General features: G+C 72.2%; 19 protein-coding genes. 8 read left to right on the top strand and 11 right to left on the bottom strand.

What is annotated here, in order from left to right:
• Positions 1-39: 39 nt before the first annotated feature.
• Positions 40-2,112, bottom strand: a complete 2,073-nt coding sequence (locus tag K7C98_RS12105; RefSeq protein ID WP_224191771.1) for an ATP-dependent helicase — start codon at positions 2,110-2,112, stop codon at positions 40-42.
• A gap of 127 nt (positions 2,113-2,239) precedes the next feature.
• On the opposite strand from K7C98_RS12105, the gene K7C98_RS12100 reads away from it, so the two are divergent.
• Positions 2,240-2,773, top strand: a complete 534-nt coding sequence (locus K7C98_RS12100; RefSeq protein ID WP_224191770.1) for a hypothetical protein — start codon at positions 2,240-2,242, stop codon at positions 2,771-2,773.
• 169 nt (positions 2,774-2,942) lie between these two features.
• Complete coding sequence (locus K7C98_RS12095) at positions 2,943-3,962, top strand: DUF4215 domain-containing protein (protein ID WP_224191769.1); 1,020 nt, start codon at positions 2,943-2,945, stop codon at positions 3,960-3,962.
• A 69-nt stretch (positions 3,963-4,031) separates the two neighbouring features.
• Here K7C98_RS12095 and K7C98_RS12090 read toward each other — a convergent pair whose 3' ends face one another.
• From K7C98_RS12090 to K7C98_RS12080, 3 genes are all read right to left on the bottom strand, one after another.
• Positions 4,032-4,595, bottom strand: a complete 564-nt coding sequence (locus K7C98_RS12090; RefSeq protein ID WP_224191768.1) for a hypothetical protein — start codon at positions 4,593-4,595, stop codon at positions 4,032-4,034.
• A gap of 58 nt (positions 4,596-4,653) precedes the next feature.
• Complete coding sequence (locus K7C98_RS43515) at positions 4,654-5,583, bottom strand: peptidoglycan DD-metalloendopeptidase family protein (RefSeq protein WP_276572657.1); 930 nt, start codon at positions 5,581-5,583, stop codon at positions 4,654-4,656.
• A gap of 366 nt (positions 5,584-5,949) precedes the next feature.
• The gene (locus K7C98_RS12080; protein ID WP_224191767.1) at positions 5,950-7,227 is read right to left on the bottom strand and encodes a M20/M25/M40 family metallo-hydrolase; all 1,278 of its coding nucleotides are present in this window, start codon (positions 7,225-7,227) and stop codon (positions 5,950-5,952) included.
• A gap of 285 nt (positions 7,228-7,512) precedes the next feature.
• Here K7C98_RS12080 and K7C98_RS12075 point away from each other — a divergent pair, with 285 nt between their 5' ends.
• A complete protein-coding gene (locus K7C98_RS12075) occupies positions 7,513-8,412 on the top strand; it encodes a hypothetical protein (protein ID WP_224191766.1) in 900 nt (299 codons plus the stop codon).
• Between the two features lie 189 nt (positions 8,413-8,601).
• On the top strand, positions 8,602-9,447 hold the full coding sequence (locus tag K7C98_RS12070; protein ID WP_224191765.1) for an AraC family transcriptional regulator: 846 nt from the start codon (positions 8,602-8,604) through the stop codon (positions 9,445-9,447).
• Here K7C98_RS12070 and K7C98_RS12065 read toward each other — a convergent pair.
• Together K7C98_RS12065 and K7C98_RS12060 are read right to left on the bottom strand one after the other, a co-directional pair.
• On the bottom strand, positions 9,380-10,342 hold the full coding sequence (locus K7C98_RS12065; RefSeq protein ID WP_224191764.1) for an NAD(P)/FAD-dependent oxidoreductase: 963 nt from the start codon (positions 10,340-10,342) through the stop codon (positions 9,380-9,382). The two genes, K7C98_RS12070 and K7C98_RS12065, sit on opposite strands and share 68 nt — an antisense overlap.
• Before the next feature lie 345 nt (positions 10,343-10,687).
• Complete coding sequence (locus K7C98_RS12060) at positions 10,688-11,758, bottom strand: DUF418 domain-containing protein (protein WP_224191763.1); 1,071 nt, start codon at positions 11,756-11,758, stop codon at positions 10,688-10,690.
• Between the two features lie 110 nt (positions 11,759-11,868).
• Between K7C98_RS12060 and K7C98_RS12055 the strand changes: the two genes are divergently transcribed.
• The gene (locus tag K7C98_RS12055; RefSeq protein WP_224191762.1) at positions 11,869-12,498 is read left to right on the top strand and encodes a TetR/AcrR family transcriptional regulator; all 630 of its coding nucleotides are present in this window, start codon (positions 11,869-11,871) and stop codon (positions 12,496-12,498) included.
• 337 nt (positions 12,499-12,835) lie between these two features.
• Positions 12,836-14,245: a S1 family peptidase gene (locus tag K7C98_RS12050; RefSeq protein WP_224191761.1), complete on the top strand. Its 1,410-nt coding sequence runs from the start codon at positions 12,836-12,838 to the stop codon at positions 14,243-14,245.
• A gap of 60 nt (positions 14,246-14,305) precedes the next feature.
• On the opposite strand, the gene K7C98_RS12045 is transcribed toward K7C98_RS12050, so the two are convergent.
• Complete coding sequence (locus K7C98_RS12045) at positions 14,306-15,736, bottom strand: trypsin-like serine peptidase (RefSeq protein WP_224191760.1); 1,431 nt, start codon at positions 15,734-15,736, stop codon at positions 14,306-14,308.
• A 659-nt stretch (positions 15,737-16,395) separates the two neighbouring features.
• On the opposite strand from K7C98_RS12045, the gene K7C98_RS12040 reads away from it, so the two are divergent.
• On the top strand, positions 16,396-18,318 hold the full coding sequence (locus K7C98_RS12040; RefSeq protein ID WP_224191759.1) for a type VI secretion system tip protein VgrG: 1,923 nt from the start codon (positions 16,396-16,398) through the stop codon (positions 18,316-18,318).
• A gap of 7 nt (positions 18,319-18,325) precedes the next feature.
• On the top strand, positions 18,326-20,329 hold the full coding sequence (locus K7C98_RS12035) for a serine/threonine protein kinase (protein WP_224191758.1): 2,004 nt from the start codon (positions 18,326-18,328) through the stop codon (positions 20,327-20,329).
• Positions 20,330-20,347: 18 nt separating this feature from the next.
• On the opposite strand, the gene K7C98_RS12030 is transcribed toward K7C98_RS12035, so the two are convergent.
• The 4 genes from K7C98_RS12030 to K7C98_RS12015 form a co-directional block, all read right to left on the bottom strand.
• Positions 20,348-20,809, bottom strand: a complete 462-nt coding sequence (locus K7C98_RS12030; RefSeq protein WP_224191757.1) for a hypothetical protein — start codon at positions 20,807-20,809, stop codon at positions 20,348-20,350.
• A gap of 11 nt (positions 20,810-20,820) precedes the next feature.
• Positions 20,821-21,816, bottom strand: a complete 996-nt coding sequence (locus K7C98_RS12025; protein ID WP_224191756.1) for a PAAR domain-containing protein — start codon at positions 21,814-21,816, stop codon at positions 20,821-20,823.
• A 15-nt stretch (positions 21,817-21,831) separates the two neighbouring features.
• Complete coding sequence (locus K7C98_RS12020; protein ID WP_224191755.1) at positions 21,832-22,293, bottom strand: DcrB-related protein; 462 nt, start codon at positions 22,291-22,293, stop codon at positions 21,832-21,834.
• A gap of 385 nt (positions 22,294-22,678) precedes the next feature.
• On the bottom strand, positions 22,679-22,963 hold the full coding sequence (locus K7C98_RS12015) for a hypothetical protein (protein ID WP_224191754.1): 285 nt from the start codon (positions 22,961-22,963) through the stop codon (positions 22,679-22,681).
• Positions 22,964-23,271: the final 308 nt, after the last annotated feature.

Below are 23,271 nucleotides of genomic sequence, written 5' to 3'. Positions count from 1 at the left end.
TGTCATGACTCGCCGGGCTCACGCGCGACGAATCACCGCTCACTCCTCTTCTTCGAGGCGGCGCCGGCGGGCCTCGGTGCGCCGGCGGACGGCGTCGAGGACGTCCAGCCGGGCCGCGACGGCGCTCTCGCTGCGGTCGAATCGGTCGGCCAGCTCGGCCAGCGATTCGCCGGCCGCGTGGGCCTCCTGCAGCGCGGCGTCCTCGGCCGAGCTCCACGGCGCCGGCTTCTTCTCGGCGGCCGCGGGCTTGCGCACGATCGGCTTGCTCTTCTTCACCGCCGGGGCGGCGAGGGCCTCGCCGAGCTCGGCGAGGAATGGGCTCGGCGCGTGCGGCGGCGCCTCGAGGTAGACGGTCTCGGCGGCGCGGGTGAGGCCGACGTAGAAGATCCGCCGCTCCTGCTCGAGCCGGTCGCTCGGATCGTCGCCCGCGGGCGCATCGACCGTCCCGAGCACCTGCTCCTGGCGGCCGCCGGGGCACAGGCCGTCCTGCAGGCGCGGCAGCAGCACGGTGCGCCACTCCTTGCCCTTGGCCTTGTGGATCGTCGAGACCCACACGCAATTCTCGGGCGGCTGGCCGGCGCGCGGATCGAGCCCGGCGAGCGCCTGCGCGGCCTCGGCCGGGCCGACGGCGAGCGCCTTCAACAATGCGTGCACCGCCTCGAAGCCGGCCACGGCCTGCTCGAGCTCGGCCTCGGTCCGCTTGCGCGCGGCCAGCTGGGCCTCGATGTCGACCTCGCGGACGAGCAGGTCGAGCGCCGCGCCGGCGCTGCGAGACCGGCCCATGCGCGTCAGCAGGTCGGCGAGCTCGCCCATTGTCTCGATCGCGCCGCGCGGCTGATCGACCTCGCGCGCGACCTTGGCGTTGCCGAGGACCGCCCGCAGGCCGCGCGCGCCGAGCCGGCGGATCTGGGCGGCGAACGCCTCCTTGCGGATGTAGCGATCGGGCGCGAACACGACGGCCCACGCCTCGTCGAAGCCGACCGGCGCGTCGCTGGTGGCGAAGCGCAGGTAGTGGAGCGCGAGCTCGGGGCCGCGACCCTTGCGGACGAAGTCGAGGTCCTCGGTCTCCATGCCGATCCGGCGCGCGGCCAGCTCGGCGAGCACGCTGGTGCCCTGTACGCGCCCGCGGTACAGCACGGCCAGCTCGTCGGCGGGGTGGCCGGCGGCGAGCAGGCGCTGGATCGTCGCGGCGACGTCGTCGGTGCGCTCGATCTTCCCCGGATGCGCGCCGCGGCCGACGACCTCGATCGGGAAGCGCTCCTCGTTGTGGGCGATCAGCGAGCGCGCGGCCGCGGCGATCGTCGGGCCGAAGCGGAAGCTGTGCGACAGCGGATAGGTGCGGGTCGGCCGGTGGGAGAACGTGCCGGCGAACTCGCGGAAGAACCGCGGGCTCGCGCCCGAGAACTCGTAGATGGCCTGGTCGGCGTCGCCGACGGCCATGAGCGTGGACCGCTCGTGCATGAGCAGGCGCAGCAGCTCGACGCGCGCGGGGTTCACGTCCTGGAACTCGTCGACGAGGAAGTGATCGATGGTGCCGAGCAGCCGCGGCCGGCGGCGCAGCACGGCGACCGCGGTGTAGACCATGTCGGGGAAGTCGACGCGCAGGGTGCCGCCGGCGATCCGCAGCGCTTCGAGCTCGCGGTAGGCCTCGGCGAGCTCGGGCAGGTCCTCGCAGGCGGCGCGGGCCGGGGTCACGAGGTGGGCCTTCCAGAAGCCGACCGCGCCGGCGATCTCGTCGGCGGTCTCGATCTTGCGCGCGAACTTGCGGTGGACCAGCTGCGCCCATTCCCGGGTGCGGTGGGCAGCGACCTCGAGCGGGCGCGAGAGCATGCCTTGACGCTCGGCGCGGCCCAGCACCTCGAGGCCGAGGGCGTCGAAGGTGGTGACCTTGACCCCCGAGATCCCGGCCCGCTCGAGCCGCGCGCTGAAGGTCTCCTGGATGGCCTTGTTGAACATGACGACGCGCATGCGCTCGCCGTCGACGCGCTCGGCGAGGCGAGCGACGCGGCCGACCAGCGTGGTCGTCTTGCCGGCGCCCGGGGCCGCGTGCACGAGCGCGTGCGCGTCGAGCGGGTGGCCGAGGATCGCGGTCTGTTCGGGGGTCCAGTCCATGCGCGGCGCGAGAGGCTACCGCATCGGCGGATGCGGTGCGCGCCGGCGCGCAGGTGTGATCGATCTCCGGGGCGGGCGCCCGTGCGGCCGCGCGGCGCGTGGGAGTATCGGCGCCAGGAGCGGCCCCTTGGACATCCGCGCGACGATCGTCTTCTCATGCATCCTCCTGGGCGCCTGCGGCCCCGGCCCCGGTAGTTCGACCGACACAGTCACGAGCACCGACCCGACGACCTCCGGGGCGACCTCGACCGGCGGCGCGACCGGCGACACGACGACGGGCACCTCCGGCGCGACGACGCCGACGACCGGCGCCACCGCCACGAGCGACGACACGACGACGACCGGCGCGCCGACGACGGGCACCACCGGCGCGACGACGTCGCCCACCACCGGCGGACCGCTGGTGTGCGACGACATCGTCGGCTCGCTGGACTGCGCCGAGCTCGTCGCGGTGTCCGCGGATCTGACCATGGAGACATGTATGAAGTGCCAGGGGATCCCGTGCGGGCAGGAGCCCGACTGTGACGGCCAATTCCCGTGCTTCAACGACGTGATCGTGATCCAGGGCTGCTGCACCGACGAGCAGTGCGAGGGGCTGTCCCCGTTTTGCGGCATGTTCATCGCCGCCGACAACGTGTGTGTGCTCAGCGACGACGTCTGAGTTCGCGGGCGAGGGGTCGAGTTCGCCCCGGGCTCGCGGGCGCGCCGGCCGGCGCAGGTGCAAGCTGGCGCTCGGAGCAGGTCGGACACTCGTACGAATTGACCCGCGAGGCGCGAGGGTTCGCGGCTGGACTTTGACGGGCGGGTCGGCTTGCTGAAAGATGGCGCCGATGATCGGTGCGCGCGTGTTCGTGGTCCTGCTCGTCCTGCCGGCAGCGGCCTGCTTCTCGCCCTCGGGCGGACCGGCCGGGGCGACCGACCCGACGTCGACCTCGACGTCGACGTCGACGGCGACGTCGAGCGGGCCGACGACGTCGACCTCGACGACCACGCCGGAGCCGACGTCGACGAGCGAGGGCACGAGCACGGGCACGTCGACGACGACGCCGGTCGACCCGACGGCGACGACGAGCCTCGACGAGGCGACGACGACGACGACGACGACGGGCGACGAGACCACCGAGCCGGGGACGACGTCGTCGACGACGACGACGACGACGATGGGGCCGATGCCCGAGTGCGGCGACGGCATGGTCGATTTCGGCGAGATGTGCGACGACGGCAACGACATCGAGACCGACGCGTGCACGAGCCTCTGCAAGCCCCCGAAGTGCGGCGACGGGCTGCTCCACATCAATGAGGAGTGCGACGAGGTGGGCGAGAACTGCATGAGCTGCCAGCGCCAGTGGATGCAGGTGTTCGTGACGAGCACGCAGATGGACGGCGACCTCGGCGGGCTCGACGGCGCCGACAAGGTCTGCCAGCAGCGGGCCGCGGACGCCGGGATCCAGGGGCGCTTCAAGGCCTGGGTCAGCACCGACACGCAGTCGGCGGGGGCGCGGCTGCAGCATTCGACGCGCCAGTACAAGCGGCTCGACGGGGCCGTGGTCGCCGACTCGTGGTTGGACCTGACCGACGGGACGCTGCAGAACGAGATCGACGTCGACGAGAACGGCGAGTCGGCGGCCCAGATGACCGGCTGCGGGACCTGCGAGGTGTGGACCGCCTCGAAGACGAACGGCGACGGCGACTACTCCGACGATTGCAACGGCTGGGGCATCTCCGCCATCCTCCAGGGCCGCGTCGGCGAGTGCTCGCTCAAGGACGCGCGCTGGACCGACGGCTGCGGGACGCTGGGGTGCATCATGACCGCGCGCCTCTACTGCCTCGAGCAGGGGCTGGTGCCGTGACGCGCACTCGGGGACATGCCCGAAGGAGCATGCTCCCACGAACAAGTCCTTGTGGACATGCTATCTCGCTCAGCCGCGCAGGCTGGCCAGGATCCCGCGCGCGACCAGCTTGACGGTCTCGAACACGCCGGCGCCCTGGGCGGCGACGGCCTCGCCGTCGGGCAGGCCCCAGGCGTTCAGCTGGCGGCGCAGCTGCTCGACGGTCTGCGCGCCGGGGACGTCGCGCTTGTTGTACTGGAAGGCGGCCGGCAGCTTGCCGAGGTCGAAGCCGCGGGCGCCGAGCTCGCCGGTCAGCTTGTGCAGCCAGGCGATGTTGGTGAGCTGGGCCGGGGGGCTCGAGTCGGCGACGAACACGACGCCGTCGACCGGGGCGCCGCCGAGCTCGTCGAACACGTGGCGGGTCCAGGAGCCGTCGCTCGGGCAGCGCAGCAGGCTGAGCACGACCTGGTAGCCGCGGATCTCGGCGAGCGTCAGCGGGAAACCGACCGAGCCCGCCTTGACCGCGGGTGGGCGGTCGGGCGGGCTCGTCTTGCGGTGCACGTGCTCGAGGTTGGTCCACTTGCCGCTGCCGGGCGGACCCCAGTACACGATCTTCGCGGTGATCCGGCGGGCCTCGTGGTCGATCGTCGGCATGCCGCGAGTATACCGGCCGCGCGCCCCTGCGGGGCGCACGTGGGCTCGCGGGGCGGGCTCAGTTGCAGGTCGGCGCGACCTGGCCGTCGGAGCCGGTGAGGATGTACGCGTCGGAGACGTAGCCGGTGCCGATGAAGTCCCACAGCGTCGTGGTGCCGTAGGTGCCGCTCACCGAGGTGCCGTGCTTCTGACAGGTGATCGTCACCTTGGCGCCGTCCTGGACCGAGCCGACCGCGGTCGAGCCGGTGCTCGGGCCCGAGCGCACGGTCAGCGGCGCGCCGGCGGTGTTGACGGTGCCGGTGACGCCGCTGCCGCCGCTGCCGCACTTGTTCTTGCTGGTGTAGTTCTTGGTGCCGTAGAAGAGGGCGGTGCTGCCGTTGAACACCGGCTTGACCGCGGTGCCGTTGAGGCGCTGCTCGTAGTGGAGGTGCGGGCCCGTCGAGCCGCCGGTGCTGCCGACCGTGCCGATCTTCTGGCCCTGGCTGACCTTCTGCCCGACCGACACCGACTGCGAGTTCAGGTGCGCGTAGCGGGTGCGGTAGCCGCTGCCGTGATCGATCTCGACCCAGCGGCCGTAGCTGACGTTGCCCTCGTTGGCCACGCGCGTGACCGTGCCGCCGGCGGCCGCCACCACCGTGTCGCCGATGTCGTCGGCGCGGTTGAAGTCGATTGAGTTGACCGGGCTGTGGTTCGAGCGCGTCTGGCCGGCCCACACCTGTCCGCACGGAAACGGCAGCTGGAACGCCGGCGCCGCCGAGATCACCTGCTCGGCGCGGAGGTCGTCGAGCTCGTCGTCGAGGTCGAGCGACTCCTCGCCCGCCGGCGGGCCCTCGTCCCACCACTCGTCGGGCCCGAGGAAGGCGGCCGGGTCGTTCTCGATCTGCTCTTCGGTCATCTCCTCGACACAGGCGCTCATGCTGATGCTGGTCAACGCCAGCGCGACGAGCTTCAAGTTCGCGGACACACGGAGGTCGGAGAGTCGGGTCATGGTCAATCCTTTGCTGCGCACAAACGCCAGGGTCCGGGCGACACGCGTCCGCACTCGCGGAGCACCCCGCGGGTCGAGAGCGGCCAGCCAACCGTGTGGTCGCTATAAATCGGGTCGCCGACGCAGCGCAACCGGGCGTAATCTGCGCGGAAGGCCGAGAGCGCGGCGAAGGGCCGCGAAAGCCCGCATATACCGAGGATCACGGCCGCCGCTGCCGCGACCTCACTCCGAGCTCGCGACAATCTTGTGATCGAAAGCCCGGGGGTCGTTACTCGGTGCAGGCACGAATGTGGGCACACGTGGTGCTCACAGCAGCAGACACGCAGCCCGGTATGTCGTGATCGGCGCGAGCGGGCGGCCCGGTCTTCACAGGAGAAGACACGCGGCCGTCGGCATCTCGTGATCGGGCGCGAGCAGGCACTGCGCGCGCAGGCTGATGCGCACCAGCTCGCGCGCCTCGTCGGCGGTCGGCGGCCGGTCGGCGGCCGCGAGCGCGCGGGCGCGAGCGAGATCGGCCTCGGCGCGCCCCCGGGCCAGCCCGCCGAACTCGGCGGAACCGCGCGCGCCGCCCTCGCCCAGCGCGGCGGCCAGCAGCTCGGCCAGCACGGCAGCGTCGGCCGCGGCGAGCGGCTGCGATGACGACCACGCTGGCCGATCGGGCATGTCCGCGAGGACACGTACGTGCGCCTCGACGACGGCGACCGCGGCGTGCAGCTTGTCGTACGCGAGGGTGTCGGGGGTGTCGGTCGGCTGGTGGTAGTGCGGCGAGCGGCCGGTCGAGACGAACAGCGAGGGGATCTCGCGGGCAAAGAAGCCGGCGTGATCGCTGAAGGCCTGGCGCCCGTGCGGCAGATCCTCGACGAGGCGCAGGTGCATCGCCCGCACGGGCAGCCGCGGGTCGTCGGCGAGGCCCGGCTCGGGTCGCACGGCGAAGGTCTCGCGCCCCATCACGTAGAGCGGCGTGCGATGACCCGGCCAAAGATCGCCGCCCATCAGGTCGAGGCAGACGACGGCGACCAACTGCTCGCGCGGGAGCGTGGGCCGGGCGAGGAAGTGGTTCGAGCCCATCGTCGGCGTGAGATAGTCGGGCGGCTCCTCGGCGTCGAAGCCCGCGAACAGGACGCTGCGCGCCGGCGGATCGGCCGCCAGGCGCCTCGCCACCGCGAGCGCGACCGCGACGCCGCTGGCGTTGTCGTCGGCGCCGGCATGGACGACGCCGTCGTGCTCGCCGAGGTGATCGTAGTGCGCCGCGAGCACGACGTGCTCGCCCGCCCGCGCGGGGTCGCGGCCGGGGATGCGAGCGAGCACGTTGGCGCCGCGTGGGAGCGGCTGTTCGAAGGTTCCTGTCTCTCCGGCCGGGTGCAGGCCGTAAGCCTGCAGGCCGGTGATGATGGCGGCGCGCGCGGCCTGGCCGCCCGGGCTGCCGTTGTCGCGGCCGGCGAGGGCAGGGCCGGCGAGCAGCTCGACCCAGCAGCGCAGGGCGGCGGGCTCGTCGGTCTCGCCGGCGCACGAGGTCGGGGCAGGGGCGGGCGTGGTCGCGGGGCGGGGCGGGGTCGCGGCGACGGGAGGCGCCTGCGCGGGACCGGCACGCTCGCCGCAGGCGGAGACGAGACAGGCGGCGAGGAGCAGGCGGCGCGGCGACATGCTCTGTGAAGTTACCACGCGGGCCGAGCTCACGAGCGCGAGCTGTCCCGTCCGGATTCATCGGACATGCATACGCTTCGCGCTCCTGCGCTCGGCCTACCACGATAGGCAGCGACGACCGCGTGCACCTGCGTTTCGGGGCGCTGCCGGGCGACGTCGCCATCATCGTCGCGCGCTGGGTCTCGACGTGACGTCCCGGGAGCGCCGGGGCGTCGTAAACCGCGCACGTGGACGTCGGACGCACGCGCGTGCAGACTGCCCGCGATCCGACGGGAGGACACCGCGATGAGGTTTCGGGCGTCGTTCATTCCCCTCCACGCAGTGCTGCTCGTCGCGGCGGTCGCCTGCAAGGACGCCGGTCCGGCGAGCACCACCGGTGGCACGACGACCGGTGAGCCGGCGACGTCTTCGACGACTGCTTCGACGACGTCGACCTCGCCGACGACCTCGACCGCGGGCGTGTCGACGAGCACCGGAGGGACGTCCAGCAGCGACAGCGGCGGCTTCACGGTGATGCCGGACCTGCCGCCGGTGGCCGCATGCGACGTGTGGAACGATACCTGTCCTCGGGGACAGAAGTGTGTGCCCTACGCCGGGCCGCTGGAGCAGCCGGGCTGCGTCGACGTCGCCGACGAGCCGGTCGGCCTCGGCGAGCCGTGCGACTCGGAGGCGTTGCTGGACTCGTGCGAGGCGGGCACGCTGTGCTACGGCTTCAGCCAGGGCGGCGACAGCGGGCGTTGCCTGGCGACCTGCGAGGGCGGCCCGGACGAGGCCGAGTGCGCCGACGTGTGCTCGAACTGCTTCATCGACGCCGTCAAGACCCACGGCGTGTGCCCGGTCCTCTGCGACCCGCGCGCGCCGGCCTGCCCGGAGCACCTGTCGTGCGTGACCTTCCCGTTCGCTCCGCACTTCCTCTGCGCGGCCAGCGACGAGCTGTCGGTCCCGGCGGGGATGCCCTGCGCTGGCGTCTTCGACTGTGTCGAGGGCGCGGCCTGCATGCCCGCGATGTTCCTGCCGGCTTGCGACGCCGACAATTGTTGCGCTCCGGTGTGCGACCTGAACGGGCCCGACACCTGCTCGACGAGCGTCCCGGACGCGGTGTGCAACCCCTGGCCGCTGTGGAACCCCGAGTTCGAGCTGTCTTGCCTGCTCGACGGGCTCGGGTTGTGCGGCGCCCCGCTGTGACGGCCGCCTGTCGCCGTCGCCCGGGGTCGGGCGCGCGTGGCAGCGGCAGGGGATGTCGACGGCGCGGCCGCGGCGCGGCGCGGCCGATGTCGACGAATCGGAGGGGCGCAGCGGGCGCGTCGGCGCAATGATGTGCTGTCCCGAAGGACAGGGTGGACCGCGGGCTCGCGCCGGCGTAGGCTGAGCGCCATGGACCGCTGCGAGGGGACGCGGATGGACGAGGCGGCGCGCCGCCACGGGGCGCTGTTCCTCACCCCGCTCGGCGGGCGCCCGTTCGTGCCGCAGCGGCGGGCGGTCACGCACGACCACGTGGTGCTGCTGTTCTACACGGCGGGCGCGGTCGAGATCGAGCTGCAGCAGCTGCTCCGGCTCGCGGCCGGCGACGTGCTGCTGCTGCCGGCAGGCGAGCCGCACCGGCTGGTGCGGGCCGAGGGGGTCGAGGGCTGGGGGCTCGGCTTCTGTCCGTCCTGCTTCATGCGCACCGAGCTGGCCGAGCTGCTGGCGCCGTTCGAGCGCGTGCGCATGGGCGCCGCGGCGGCGCTGCAGCTGGCGACGGAGCGGCGGCCCCACATGCAGCGGCTGTTCGAGGAGCTCGCGCGCGAGTCGAGCCGCGGCGGCGAGCCGGCGCACGCGCTGGTCGAGCGCAGCCTGTTCGCGCTGATCCTCGCCGAGCTGGCGCGCGCGACCATCCCGGCCGCGGTGGCCGGGAGCCGCCCGCCGCTGGTGGCGGCGGCGCTGAACTACATCGAACGCCACTGCTTCGCGCCGATCTCCTTGCGCGACGTCGCGGCCGCGATCGGCCGCTCGCCCGCCCACGTGACCACCGCGCTGCGCCAGGCCACGGGGCGCACCGCGCAGGCGTGGATCATCGCCGGGCGGCTGGCCGAGGCGCGGCGCCGGCTGCTCGCGACCGACGAGTCGGTCGAGGACATCGCCGGGCGGGTCGGCTACGCCGACGCGTCGCACTTCATCCGCCTGTTCCGCCGGGAGCACGCGATGCCGCCGGCGGCCTGGCGGGCGCTGCATCGCCGCTGAGCGCGTGCTCGACGGTCAGCTCGTGGTTCAGCCCCGCGGCGGCCTGCATGCCCGCGGCCGCGGCGAGCAGCGCCCCCTGGACCGGCGTCGTGAGGTCGCCGGCCGCGAAGACGCCGGCGACCGAGGTGCGCCCGAGCGCGTCGACGCGGACGAAGCCGTGCTCGTCGAGCTCGAGGCCGAGGCGCTGGACCAGCTCGGTCTGCTGCTGCGCCGGACGGGCGAACAAGACCTCGCGCGCGAGCGTGCCGCCGTCGGCGAACTCGAGCGCGACGAGCTCGCCGCCCTCGGCCACGAGCCGCCGCAGCGGCCGCTCGTCGAGGCCGACGCCGGCCCGCCGCAGCTCGTCGCGCGCGGCGTCGTCGACCGCGTAGGCGCCGCTGGTGAGGACGACGACGTCGCGCGACCAGCCGGTGAGGAACACGCCCCAGCGGACCCATTCTGGCCCCGGGGACAGGTACGCGAAGCGCCGGTCCTGGACCTCCCAGCCGTGGCAGTACGGGCATTGAAACACGCTGCGGCCCCACAGCTCGCGCAGGCCCGGGAGGTCGTCGGAGAGGATGTCGCGCACGCCGACGGCCAGCAGGACGCGGCGCGCGGCGGCGCGGGTGCCGTCGGCGAAGGCGGCGACGAACCCGTCGCCCTCCCGCGAGAGCGCGGCGACGCGGACGTCGCGGACCTCGACGCCCGGATAGGCCCGCAGCTGCTCGCGGCCGATCCGGCGGAACTCGGCCGGCGGGGTGCCGTCGCGGGTGACGAAGGTGTGGATCTGCTCGGCCCGGGCGTTGCGCGGCTCGCCGGCGTCGCACAGCAGCACCCGCTTGCGCGCGCGGCCGAGGACGAGGGCGGCGCTGAGTCCCGCAGGACCGCCGCCGATGATGATGACGTCGTATGGCATGAGGCTCCTCGTCGACGCGCGCCGCACACAACCGAGTCCGGCCGCGGCGGCGCCGAGGACGGCGAGCCAGCGGCGGCGAGAGAGGTGAGGTCGGAGTCGCATCGCCCGGTCAACGTAAAAGCGGGCGCAGGAGGCCGCCAGGGCGCCGTTTTCGACGATCCTGGCCGATCTTTCGCCGCCCCGGGACGTCGCTCGCGCCGCGTCATGGACACGGGCGAGTGCGCCACGCTCCGCGGTACCGTCGGCCGATGTCTCGTGCACGACGGCGCGCCGAGTTCGCCCGCCGGCGAAATCATCGATTGGACCCAATGTCCACACTGCCGGGCGGCGCGAATGCGCATGGCGTCAGGCCGGGCCGTGGGTGAGGCGGCGCAGCAGCGCCTCGGCCGGGCCGCGGCGATCGAGTCGGCGCAGGACGTCGGCCAGCACGACGGTGAGCGCCCAGACGCCGAAGCCGACCGCCGCGGCCGTCTGGGGCGCGAGCTCGCCGCCGAGGTCGGCGAAGTACGGCTCGAACAGCAGCAGCCACGCCAGCGACTGCGCCAGGTAGCAGCTCAGCGAGCGCTGGCCGCAGGCGATCAGCGCTCGCGTCAGGAGTCCTCGGCGCTCGCCGATCCGCGCCGCCAGCACGGCGACGAGCGCGGCGTAGCCGAGGCCGCCCGCGTAGCCGGTCAGGGTGTGGAGGGCCGTGGCGCTCGCCAGCGCGGCCGCGGAGGCGGGCGGTCCGGCCTTGAGCAGCGCCAGCGGCAGCGCGCCGACCACCGCGACGGCGATCCCGAGGACGGCGACCCGACGCAGCGCCGGCAGGTGGCGCCCGGGCTGCTCGAGCAGGCGCCGGCGCGCGGCCCAGACCCCGAACAGCACCGGACCGGCCGCCATGATCGCGAACAGCGGGGTGGCGACGATCCAGCCGAGCACGCGATAGCCCGCGGAGACCAGCGGATCGGCGACCGCGTCGGCGCCGTCGGGGATGGCGAGCGAGGCCAGGCCGAAGGCGACCGCGCCGAGCACCGCCCACACGCCGGCGCGGACCAGCAGCGGGCCGTCGGGGCGCCCCAGCGCGGCCAGCAGGCCGAGCGAGAGCAGGCCGTAGGCGCCGAGGATGTCGCCGTGGAACAGCAGCAGCGCATGGAGCAGGCCGAACACGACCAGCCAGCGGCCGCGCCGGCGCAGCGGCTCGGCGCCGCGGCGCTGCTGCAGCTGCACGAGGCCGTGGCCGAACAGCGCGGCGAACATGGGGTAGCCGCGGCTGTCGACGAACAGCGTGTGAAACGCGGCCACCGCCTGCCCGAGCGCCCCGCCGCTGCCCGGGGCGCGCAACACCTGGGCGTGGGCGAGGGCGATCACGAGGAGCATGGCCCCGCGGGCGAGGTCGGGGGCCAGCGAGCGCGGCGGCAGTTCGGCGGCAGGGGACATCGGAGACCTTCCTTCTCGCGGCCGTTGCGTCGGCCGGCGTTTTTGGCTACGCCAGCGTATCTAAAGGCACGCGATTAAGATACGGACACGTATCTTAAAAGAGGAGGTTCATGACCCGGCAGGAGCAAAAGCGCGCATCTCCCCAGACCCGCCGACGCGGCGATGCGCTGGTGCAAAGCATCCACGAGGCCGCGCTCGCCGAGCTGGCGGCCGTGGGGCTCGGGCGGCTGACGATGGAGGGCATCGCCAGGCGGGCGGGGACGGCCAAGACCTCGCTGTACCGCCGCTGGTCGGCGCCGCACGACGTGCTGCTCGACGCGATCCGCGACGAGCACCCGCAGGAGGTGGCGTCACCCGCGGCGGACGACCTGCGCGGCGACCTGTTGCGCGCGCTGCGGCAGCTGGTCGCGTGGCTCGGCACCCCGACGGCCGCGGCCGTGGCCGCGATCATGGCCGAGCGCCGGCGCTACCCCGAGCTGGCCCGGGCCCTCTACGAGCGGGTGTTCGACGCCCGCGGCGGCCGCTTCACCCTCACGGTGCTGCGCTTCTACGCCGCCCGCGGCCACATCGACCCGGCGCGGATCACCCCGATCGTCGCCGACCTCGGGGAGGCGCTGGTGTTCAAGCTGGCGCTCGACGCCGACGCGCCGCCGAGCGAGGAGCAACTCGTCGCAATCGTGGACCAGGCGATTCTCCCCGCGCTCGGCCTCGACCCGGCGCGGCGCTCCGGCAAATCATGATCTGCAGTGCGCGTATCGGGTACGGTTGACTCCGCTGATTCGACGATTCAGCAGAGTCGCGTGTGAGTGCGTCCGACAGGCCCCAATATGGGGGCCGCGGCCCTGAGTCGTCGCGTTCGCGCTTGACGCGATGTAGGTCGTCTGGGTATCGAGAGGATGAACTAGGATTCGAGTGCCCACCGAACCGATCACCGATTCGCCGCCGACCCGGCGCCGCCCCAGATCCGGCGCCCGGGCATTGGCGGCACTGGCACATTCGATCCGGTTCGGGGCGCGGGCGGCCGCCTGAGGCCGCGGCCGCGCCCCGTTCGCACGACCAACGACAAGGAAGCTCGCCATGACGCATCGACGGAAGATCCATCGCATTGTCCTGCTCACGCCGCTCTCGCTGCTCGCGCTGGCCACCGCGGCCTGCGACCCCGAGACCGAACCGCTCGACGTCGAGGTCGACAGCGCGGACGAGGCGGTCGCCAGGGGCGACATCACCGACGCCGGCCGGCCCGGGCTGGTCCGCCACGACGAGCTGTTCGCCGACCTCGCCGACCCGCCGCCGGCGCCGCCGAGCATCGACGAGGGGGCGAGCGACGAGTTCTCGATCGAGGAGGACGACGAGGGCGACGCGATCTACGGCGGCACCACGGTGCCGGCGTGCGGCTGGGCCTCCACGGTCGAGCTGGGCGGCTCGTGCACCGGCACGCTGGTCCACCCGCAGGTGGTCATCTACGCCGCCCACTGCGGCGCCAGCTACAGCAAGATCTACTTCGGCGAGAACTACAAGTCGGCGGCGAAGAGCGTCACGCCGCAGTGGTGCAAGGTCTACCCCGGCGGCCAGCCCGGCAACGGCAACGACTTCGCGGTGTGCAAGCTGTCGCAGGCGGTCAACGACGTGCCGATCGTGCCGATCCTGATGGGCTGCGAGACGAGCAACCTGCAGCCCGGCAAGCAGGTCACGCTGGTCGGCTTCGGCAACGCCGACAACGGGCCCTACGGCATCAAGCGCCAGGTGACCACCACCATCAACGGCTTCAACGGCGACGAAATCTCGATCGGCGGCAACGGCAAGGACACCTGTCAGGGCGACTCCGGCGGGCCGGCGTTCATCAAGCTGGCCGACGGCACCTGGCGCGTGTTCGGCATCACCTCGTACGGCGGCGCGTGCGGCACCGGCGGCATGTACTCGATGATGCACAAGGGCATCCAGTGGTTCGAGCAGCAGACCGCGCTCGACCTGACCCCGTGCCACGACGCCAACGGCACCTGGAACCCGGGCCCCGGCTGCTACAACTTCCAGACCAATCCCGGCAGCGTCAATGACACCTGGTCGGGTGGCTGCAACGCCGGCGCCCCGAGCGGCGCCTACAGCCAGACCTGCGGCTCGCCCTATTCGGGCAACCCGAACCCGCCGCCACCGCCTCCGCCGGACAACGGCGCCCCGTGCACCGGGTGCACCGAGTACAGCGGCTCGCTCTCGGGCCCCGGCGACGCCGACCAGCACCCGAACGGCAGCTACTACCAGAGCACCACCTCCGGCGCGCACGAGGGCTACCTGGTCGGCCCCGCGGGCACCGACTACGACCTCTACCTGTACAAGTGGAACGGCAGCGCCTGGGCCCTGGTCGCCAAGGCCGAGACCGCCTCGACCAACGAGACCATCAAGTACAACGGCACCGCCGGCTACTACGCCTGGCTCGTCGAGTCGTACAGCGGCAGCGGCGCGTACAAGGTGTGGATCAAGAAGCCGAACTGAAAAACTGCGATGAATCACAGGAGCGCCTGCTCGCCGTCCGCGAGCCGGCGCTCCTGAGCTTCACTCGAAGAAGGTCCATTCCATGGGCTCGCTGCGATTGTTCGCCCGGTCGTGGGCGGCGACGCAGACGCGGGTCGGCCCGCCGGTCGACTCCACGGTGAACTGACCGAACAGCACGTTGACGAAATGATAGTCCGCGGGCTCGTCGCAGTCGGTGGTGTCGGCCGGGCCCGACTTCTGGTCGAAGCCGGCGTACGTGGGGTCCTCGACCTCCACCCAAAAGCGCACGCGGTTCGCTTGCGGCGGGTCGTGCCAGACCGGAAGCGGGAGCGGCGGAGGCGTCGAGTCGCTCGCGGTGAGCCACGCGACCGCGTGCGAGGGCGGCTGAATCGACGCGGCGGAGGTGCCGCCGCGCAAGCAGACGACGGTGAGCCCGTCGGTGGTCGGCAGCGGCGCCGCGAACACCGGCACCTCCGCGATCGCGACCGCGGCCCCGTAGCCCGCGTCGACGTAGCAGTCCGTGTCCTGCGCCAGGCCGAACTTCGCCCGGTAGTGCGTCCATCCGTGGTCCTCGGCGAGCGAGACGCGGATCGCCGCGTCGGTGGCGCTCGGTCGCTCGTATCGCTCGGTCAGGCGCCTCGACGTCACCACGGGCCCCGAGGCCAGCGGGCAGCCGGCCGCGGCGAGGTCGAGCGCGCCGTCGACGAAGCACGCGCCGAGGCCGGCGACCGGCATGGCGTAGTTGCGTCCGATGTCGATCGCGGGCCCGCAGGGCTCGAGCTCGCACGGGTGGTCGAGATGACAGAGCGCGTGTCGGGGTTCAGCCGCTCCCGTGTTGAGTACCGCGAAGATCGCGCCCGACGCGTCGAGCAGCGGCGAGCCCGAGCTGCCCCCGAAGACGTCGGGGCAGTCGTTCGCCACGGCGTCGGGCCACAACCATTCGAACTCGACGACCGGAGTCCGTTCGCCGAGCGAACAGCGCCCCAGCCGGAGGTGCTCCTCGTATGGATCCTCGCTCGTGCCCTGGGGCGCGCCGACGTTGACGATCGGCGCACCCTCGGCGGGGAGCGCGGTCGCGATCGGTACGCCCTCGATGCCGTCGGCACGCAGCGCGCCGACGGGCTCGTCGAGGCGGAGGAGCGCGAGATCGGTGCCCCTCATGCTCGAGAACGCTGCGACGGTCACTGCGACGGTTCGGTACCGATCGACGGTGTCGGTGAAGAAGCGGAACGTCACCTCGCCCGGGTGGTCGAGCGGCCGCTCCTCGAACGAGCGGTCGTTCTCCCACCAATTCGTGCAGTGAGCGGAGGTCAGCGCGTAGGCGGGGGCTTCGTCGGCGCCGCCGACGTCGAGCAACGTCGCGGTGCACGCGCCCGGAACGCGCGTACGACCAATGCCGTTGTAGCGATCGTTCGATCCGTCGGCGTTGTGGAGGAGCTCGGAGTGCGGGTCGCCGCCGTCGGGCCCGGCGTCCGCCGCCGAGAGCTCCATTTGGTCCAGTGTAGCGAACGAGCGCACGACATGAACGAGAACGTTCATCATCATCTCCTCGCGGTGTGACGCGTGACCCTATAGCATTCCGCACCGCGTGATTCAAGGCGCGCGGGGCGACGGCGCGGCCAGGAGCGGGCGCTCGCCCGTTCGTCGCACCGATCTCGTGTATCGATTCGGGGTTGGGGACGCGAGGCGACTCGAGCATCGTCGATGATCGAGAGGGAGGGATTGGCCGCACTTCAGATGCGCGAGTCACCACATTGAATGGTGTGCCGCGAGACGACCGGCGGATGTCGTGCGTGCTCGGCGACGGGCGATGAGACCTGAACTCGCCGCGGACCTTCGCCGGGCGTCGCGGCGCAGTCGGCAATCCGCGAGGCACCCTGACTCGGGACTCCCACGTCATCTGTCGGGCGCTCGCGCGAGCGCGCTCGATCGCAACCGCGCAGGGCGCCCCCGGTGTGCAGCGCGAAGCGCAGGGGTTCAATCACGATTCGAGGGCCGCGTCGCCCGCGCCAGGTCCGGCGATTCACAGCAGCAGGCCGGCGGGCGCGGGAATGCTCGAAGCAGCGCGGCGGCCTCGCGTTGACGCCAAGACGGGCCGCGCCGTATCTTGGCGCGCGCAGGGGGGCCTGTACGCGGCTCCGGTCCGACCGATGTCCATTTCCGAACTCGTATCGACCGCGTCCGGCCTCACCTCCGACAAGCCGGTCTTCGACCTCACCGTCGGCGGCTCACCGCTTCGGGTGGTCCGATTCACCGGGACCGAGGGCCTGTCGCAGCTGTACGAGTTCCGCGTCGAGGCCGCGGGGCTCGACTTCGACGCCGAGGCCTTGCTCGGGCAGCCGGCCCTGCTGTCGCTGAACGGCGCCGAGTCGCCGAGGCCGATCCACGGCATCGTCTCCGAGGCCGAGTACGTCGGCTACACCCGCGGCCTGCAGCTGTACGAGCTGACGATCGTCCCGTGGGCCCACCGGCTCAGCCTGCGCGAGGACTGCCGCGTGTTCCAGGACAAGACGACCGAGCAGATCGTCACCGACGTGCTGACGCGGGCCGGCCTGCGGCGCGACTGGTTCCGCTTCTCGCTCGGCGAGACGTACGCCCCGCGCAACTACTGCGTGCAATACCGCGAGACGGACCTCGCATTCGTCAGCCGCCTGCTCGAGGAGGACGGGATCTTCTACTTCTTCGAGCACGAGCAGTCGCGCCACGTGTGGGTGATGGCCGATCAGGTCCAGGCCCACTCGCCGATCGACGGCACCTCGACGATGTGGTTCGACCCGCCGCGCGGGACCATCCAGGACCGCGAGCACATCCGCACGTTCCGCTTCGGCGGGCGCATGCGCTCGGGCAAGGTGACGCTCCGCGACTTCAACCTGCACAAGCCCGACCTCGACCTCGAGGTCAAGGAGGTCGCCAAGGTCGACGCCGACCTCGAGGTCTACGAGTTCCCCGGCGAGTATCAAGACCCGAAGCGCGGCGGTCCGCACCAGGGGCAATCGCTGGCGAAGATCCGGCTCGAGGCGCTGCAGGCCACGCGGCGCGCCGGCATGGGCGACAGCGACTGCCCGCGCCTGGTCCCCGGCCGCACCATCACGCTCGCCGGGCACCCCAGGCACGAGCTCAACGCCGAGTACCGACTGATCCACGTCCGCCACTCCGGCCAGCAGCCGCAGGTGCTCGACCAGGACGCCTCGGGCGAGAACAACTACACCAACGTCTTCACCGTCACCGAGCTCAAGGTGCCGTTCCGGCCGCCGCGGCAGACGCCCCGGCCGATGATGCGCGGCGTGCAGACGGCGACCGTCGTCGGGCCCGACGGCGAGGAGGTGCACACCGATCAGTGGGGCCGCGTTCGCGTGCAGTTCCACTGGGACCGCGAGGGCGGGCACGACGAGAACAGCGCGACGTGGGTGCGCGTCAGCCAGCTGTGGGCCGGCAACGGCTACGGCGCGATGTTCCTGCCGCGGATCGGCCACGAGGTGCTGGTCGACTTCATCGAGGGTGACCCCGACCGGCCGATCATCACCGGGCGGATCTACCACGGCAACAACCACACGCCGTATCCGCTGCCCGACGAGAAGACGAAGAGCACCATCAAGTCCGACAGCTCCCTCGGCGGCGACGGCTTCAACGAGCTGCGCTTCGAGGACCGCAAGGGCTCCGAGGAGGTGTTCCTGCACGCCCAGAAGGACTGGAACACCAACATCCTCAACAACCTGACCGAGACCGTCGGCGCCCACCGCAACGCGACGATCGGCGCCAGCGACTCCACCCTCGTCGGCACCGTGCACACCGTGACCATCGCCCAGGGCGCGCCGGCGCCGTCGATCCCGCCGACGGGCACCAAGATGCAGGACACGTTCTTCACCGTCACCAGCGGCAGCGCGCGCATCACCCTCAACGGCCCCGACATCTTCATCGAGGCCGCCGGTAACATCTCGATTCAGGCCGGCGGCAACATCTCCATGCGGGCCGCCGGCTCGATCGGCGTCGCCAGCGGCGGCCCGAGCCGCGTGGAGGCGGGTAGCGGCCCGCTGGAGCTCCAGGGTGGGCCGTTGGTGAAGATCAACTGCTGAGCGTCCCTTGTCCGCCAGCTTCGCACCACGCGTCGGCGACCGCGTCGCCAATCGCTACAAGCTCACGGCCCTCCTCCGCGGCGGGGGGGCGGCCCAGGTGTTCCGCGCGCAGGACGGCGGCAGCGAGGTCGACCTCGTGCTCATCGATCCCGCCCGCTGCGAACCCGAGGCCTGGGCCTCGTTCGCGCAGCTCGTCGAGTTCACGACCGCGGCGCAGATCCCCGGCCTCTCGCCGCTCCACGGCATCACCGAAGCCCCGCCGACGCCGCCGCACTGCCTCGCCGAGGCCCAGGTCGGCCGCGGCTTCGATCGCCTGCGCGCCGACGAGGGCCCGCTCCCGTGGCAGCGCGGGCTCGCCCTCGGCGAGCAGGTCGCCGCGATCCTCGAGGCCGTCGACGCGACGATCGGCCTGGCTCACCGCGCCCTGATCCCCGCCCGTTGCACCGTCGACGCGCAGGGGCAGGTCAAGCTCCTCGACTACGGGATCGCCGAGTTCGAGCCCCTCGAGGGCCGACCCGACGAGTCGGGCTATCGCGCGCCCGAGCAGGCGAGCGGGCCGGGCGACGCGGCGAGCGACATCTTCTCGCTGGCGCTGATCCTGTTCGAGCTCGTCGCGGGCGTGCGGCCGCCGACGACGATGGCACCGCGCCTGCGCTCGCTCGTCCCCGAGGCCCCGCAGGCCGTCGACGACTTCTTCGCCGCGGCGCTGGCCCGCGACCCCGAGCTGCGTCTGCCCGATGTTTCGACGATGCGGGCTGCCCTGCGCGAGCTCCTCGGACTCGGCCCCGCGCCCGCCGTGGAAGCGTCACAGTCGCCCGCGCCGCCGCCCGCGGCGGTCCCCGCGTCCACCGCCGCTCCGTCGCCGCCGGAGCTGCCGCGCGCGCCGGGTTCGACGAATGGCATGGCCCCTTCGCCGGCGGAGCTCGTACGCGTGCCGGGTCCGGCGAATGGCATGACCCCTTCGCCGACGAGCGTGCGCCCGCCGGGCCTTACGAATTCCCTGACGCCTTCGCCGGCGAAGGCGCCGGTCGAGCCGGTGAGGCCGAGCAGCAGCGCGCTCGCCGGCCTCGCGCCGTCCGTCGTGCAGTCGTCACCCCCGGCCGCCGCCATGGCGCCGCTCCCGATCGTGCCGCCGCCGAGCGCGACATTGTCGATGCCCGGCGGGAGCACGGCCGACCAGCCGGTCGATCGCACGGTGGCGTTCCCCCGCGGCTCGAAGCCGACGCTCCTGGCTCACCTCAGGTCGACGAGGCTCCCGAGCCGCCCGGCCGCGCCGGACCCGACCAGGACGGAGATCTTGCCTCCGGCCGCCCGCGGCGCGGCGGCGCTGCGCCTGCTCGACACGGGCTCGGCCAGGCTCGGCGCTCTCGCGGCCGCGAGCGACTCCATGGCCCGGGCCGACCGCACGGAGATCTTCGTCGACAACAAATCATCGTCGTCGGCGCGGGCCGACCGCACGGAGATCTTCGTCGACGACCGCTCAGCGTCGTCCGGCCGGGCCGACCGCACGGAGATCTTTGTCGCCGACAAATCATCGTCGTCCGGTCGAGTCGACCGCACGGAGATCTTCGTCGACAACAAATCATCGTCGTCCGGTCGAGTCGACCGCACGGAGATCTTCGTCGACAACAAATCATCGTCGTCCGGTCGAATCGACCGCACGGAGATCTTCGTCGACAACAGATCGTCCGGTCGAGCCGACCGTACGGAGATCTTCGTCGACAACCGCGCCGCGCTCGGCGGCCGGAACGAGCGCACGGAGATCTTGCAACCGACGCCGTCGTTCGCCGTCTCGCCGCGCGAGCCGGAATTCATCGTCCCCGCGGTCGAACAACCGCGTCCCGGGCGCGCGGCGGCTGCTCCCGCCGCCCCCGCGCGGCCGCCGGTGCCGGCAAAAGAGCCGGGCGACGTCCCGCCCGCGACGGGCGCGAAGCTGCCGCTCAAGGTCGTGCTGGTGGTCGCCAACCTCGTGCTGTTGCTCGTGATCCTGCTCGTGCTGGCACTGCGGTGAGCGGCGCGCCGCGGGCCCTCAGTCGGGCAGGCGAATCGGCGGCAGCGCTCCCGCGACGGCGCGGTCGAACTGCTCGACCAGCACCGGCCGCTCGGCCCCCTTGCCGCCGCGCACCGCGGCGACCCAGGCCGCGATCATCGCGGTGATGTCGACGCGCCGCACGTCGCCGCTCGTGCACTCCACCGCGACGCCGGGCAATCCGTCCGGACGGCGCTCCCAGTCCCCGCGCGCGTGCTCGAGCACCGTCTCGCCGAGGTACTGCCAGGCGGGGATCACCAGCGCCTGGAAGTCGCTCACCCCCTCGCCGCGCGCCGCCAGCAGCAGCCAGTCCGACAGGCGCAGGAGCGAGGCGCGCGAGTAATCGAGGCAGGGCTGCGAATAGTCCCAGTGCGCGCCCCAGACCCGCTGCTGCAGCAGCTCCCAGGCGCGCTTCGCCTGGATGGCGAACAGCTCGAGGTCGTCGTCGATCTCGTCGGCCACGGTGCCACCATTCACGCCGGCTCGAGCCAGGACTGATCGCCGCACAGGGCGGGACTGCGTCCCTCGGGGACACGCTGGTCGCGCTGAAAATCGCGATAGGCCCGCGCGAAGTCGACGGCCAGCGAGACGCCCGTCTTGGCCGTACTGTGCCAGCGGGGGCGCGCCGCCATCCGTCGCTCGACGCCCTGCCGGACGAAGTTGTTGCGGGCGTAGGCTCTCCGCGAGAGCGGTGTCTGACCGGCCGCTCGTTTCCGGCGGACGTAGTCGCGGAACATCCCCCTGCGGGTGGCGCCGCGCTCACCCCACTCGTCGATCGGTGCCACGAGCGGCTCGAAGAGGAAGCCCGAGACGGCCGATGCTCCCCACTGCTCGATGGAATCCGCCCCGAGTTTGCCTGCGACGTACTGCGCGATATCACCGACGCCGACCATCACCGCGCCGGCGGCCATGCTGGCGAGGTTCGACCCCATGAACGCGACCGTGAGGTAGGCGCTGCCGATGTCGAGGGCCTCGTCGACCCACGTGCGCCGGGTCCCGGCGATGCGGACCCGGGCGCCGCCGATCAAGACGTCGGGCGAGCCGCTCGAGATCACCGCGTCGCAGATCAGCTTGTCGCCCTTGCGGGCCGCCGGGCAGCACTTGAAGAGGACCGTCTGGCTGCCCTCGACGATGGGCTTGGTGCCGTGGCTGTAGACGACCGGGACGTAACACTCGCCCTTGTCGAGGACGGCCGCCGCGTCGAGGCCGTTGATCTCGATGAACAGGCCGTCGGACGGGAGGAGCATGCCGGTCTCGATGCCCGGGTTCTCCATGAACATGTCGGCCAGCGCGCCTCCCCCGTAGCCGAGCGCGCCGCCGACGCCGACCGCCACGAAGAACCCGACGCCGCCCGTGCCGATGAAGACGGCCGCGAGCACCGCGGCCGCCACGGCCCCGGCGAAGAAGCCGAGCAGCTTCGAGGAGTGCTTGATGATGTCGGTCTCTCGCGCGGCGAGTGCGGCGGTCATACGCGTCTCCTCGGGTCAGGGGCGGCGGACCTCGGCGGGCGGCGTGAGGACCGCCCTGCCGAGGATCTTCTCCCATTGATCGTAGAAGTCGGACGACTTCTTCAGGGTCGAGGTCATCACGATCGAGAGGACGCTGCCCGGAATGTCGAGAGTGACGATCTGGCGCTGCTCGTAGGCCTCGCCCTTGGCGGTGAAGGTGTAGACGAACTCGCCGGCCGGCTGCCCGCCGAGCGTGCGGCTGCGCCGCTCGATGAGCGCGAATTCGGGCACGCTGCGCGCGAGCTCGACGAGCAGCCCGTCCATGTAGTGCTGCAGGGTGATCCGGGGTTCGAGCGTCTCGCGGCGGACCACCACCGACGCGCCCCCCTCGCCCTGCTGACCGTTCGAGAACACGACCATGGCGTTGCGCTTCCAGGTCGGCGGAATGGCGAGTTTGACGCCCTCACCGGCGTTGACGAGGCTGTCATTGCTGTTCATGAGTGATCACCGCGCGCGACGCCTCGCTCGGGTGCTTCGGTGAGAGCGAGGCCATCCATTGCCGCTGCAACGTAGCGTGCGCCGAAAAACCGTGTCAAGGCGGCCACAGGTTCGGTTTCGAGCCGAAAGGTCCCGTGAATGCTCGTTCGCTCCGGAGCGCGGCGATCGTGAAGCGCGATATCGGAGCCCCTGGGTCTCGCTGTCGCGCGCCGATGGCCCGCGCGTCGCGCGTGCGCTCGTCTCGACATTCTCGCGCGGCCGCAGCGCTCGCCAGCGCCGACGCGTGACTTCGGAGTCACGACCTCCGGCGCGTCTCGTCGCGCCCGTCCGAACCCATGCGCGCGGGCGACCGCGGCCGCGTCGCGGCCCGTGCTCGCGCCGCGAGTCAGGGGCCGAACACGGCGACGAACGCCTGCGGGAAGTTGCCCGCGACCATGTGCAGTCCGTCGCCGAAATCGACGGCGCCGCTCGGCTCGCCGCTGATCGCCACGACCGCCGTCGCCGCGGCCGCGACGGCGGCGGGCGCCTGGTGCTTCGGATCGCCGAAGCCGCGGCTCCACACGTGTTGGCCGTCGCCGTCGAGCTTGACCAGGAAGATGTCGCCCTGGCCCTGCGATACGAGCGGACCGCCGCCGAAGTCGTTGCCGCCGCCGTAGAGCCCGCCGGTCACGAAGAGCGCGCCGGCGCCGTCGTAGGCGACCGCCTGCAGCCCCGTCTGGCCGGGGCTGACGCGCCGGCTCCACTGCGGCGCACCGTCGCCGTCGACCTCGGCGACGTATTGGTACAGATTCGGCGCGAGCGGTCCGTCGCCGAGATCGAGGCCGCCGTAGCTCTCGCCGCCGAAGCGTCGAATGCGACGGGGCGCACCACGCCTCAGCGCCTCTCCGGGCAGTTCTCCGCCATGGCCCGAGGTGCCACACGCTCGAGGCGATCGACGAATAAGACACGGTGCCGATGAAGCTGAGCCCGAGACGGTGC

Origin of the sequence: Nannocystis pusilla, from assembly GCF_020073745.1 — a bacterium.
In the GTDB taxonomy this organism is placed as follows: domain Bacteria; phylum Myxococcota_A; class Polyangia; order Nannocystales; family Nannocystaceae; genus Nannocystis; species Nannocystis radixulma.
Note: the sequence above shows the minus strand (reverse complement) of the source record. Positions and strands in the feature narration are given on the sequence as shown.

What these genes read in the sequence shown, in the direction of transcription:
- K7C98_RS12105 (WP_224191771.1), bottom strand. Translation starts at nt 2,112, where the DNA reads ATGGACTGGACCCCCGAACAGACCGCGATCCTCGGCCACCCGCTCGAC.
- K7C98_RS12095 (WP_224191769.1), top strand. Translation starts at nt 2,943, where the DNA reads ATGATCGGTGCGCGCGTGTTCGTGGTCCTGCTCGTCCTGCCGGCAGCG.
- K7C98_RS12090 (WP_224191768.1), bottom strand. Translation starts at nt 4,595, where the DNA reads ATGCCGACGATCGACCACGAGGCCCGCCGGATCACCGCGAAGATCGTG.
- K7C98_RS43515 (WP_276572657.1), bottom strand. Translation starts at nt 5,583, where the DNA reads ATGACCCGACTCTCCGACCTCCGTGTGTCCGCGAACTTGAAGCTCGTC.
- K7C98_RS12080 (WP_224191767.1), bottom strand. Translation starts at nt 7,227, where the DNA reads ATGTCGCCGCGCCGCCTGCTCCTCGCCGCCTGTCTCGTCTCCGCCTGC.
- K7C98_RS12075 (WP_224191766.1), top strand. Translation starts at nt 7,513, where the DNA reads ATGAGGTTTCGGGCGTCGTTCATTCCCCTCCACGCAGTGCTGCTCGTC.
- K7C98_RS12070 (WP_224191765.1), top strand. Translation starts at nt 8,602, where the DNA reads ATGGACCGCTGCGAGGGGACGCGGATGGACGAGGCGGCGCGCCGCCAC.
- K7C98_RS12065 (WP_224191764.1), bottom strand. Translation starts at nt 10,342, where the DNA reads ATGCCATACGACGTCATCATCATCGGCGGCGGTCCTGCGGGACTCAGC.
- K7C98_RS12060 (WP_224191763.1), bottom strand. Translation starts at nt 11,758, where the DNA reads ATGTCCCCTGCCGCCGAACTGCCGCCGCGCTCGCTGGCCCCCGACCTC.
- K7C98_RS12055 (WP_224191762.1), top strand. Translation starts at nt 11,869, where the DNA reads ATGACCCGGCAGGAGCAAAAGCGCGCATCTCCCCAGACCCGCCGACGC.
- K7C98_RS12050 (WP_224191761.1), top strand. Translation starts at nt 12,836, where the DNA reads ATGACGCATCGACGGAAGATCCATCGCATTGTCCTGCTCACGCCGCTC.
- K7C98_RS12045 (WP_224191760.1), bottom strand. Translation starts at nt 15,736, where the DNA reads ATGGAGCTCTCGGCGGCGGACGCCGGGCCCGACGGCGGCGACCCGCAC.
- K7C98_RS12040 (WP_224191759.1), top strand. Translation starts at nt 16,396, where the DNA reads ATGTCCATTTCCGAACTCGTATCGACCGCGTCCGGCCTCACCTCCGAC.
- K7C98_RS12025 (WP_224191756.1), bottom strand. Translation starts at nt 21,816, where the DNA reads ATGACCGCCGCACTCGCCGCGCGAGAGACCGACATCATCAAGCACTCC.
- K7C98_RS12020 (WP_224191755.1), bottom strand. Translation starts at nt 22,293, where the DNA reads ATGAACAGCAATGACAGCCTCGTCAACGCCGGTGAGGGCGTCAAACTC.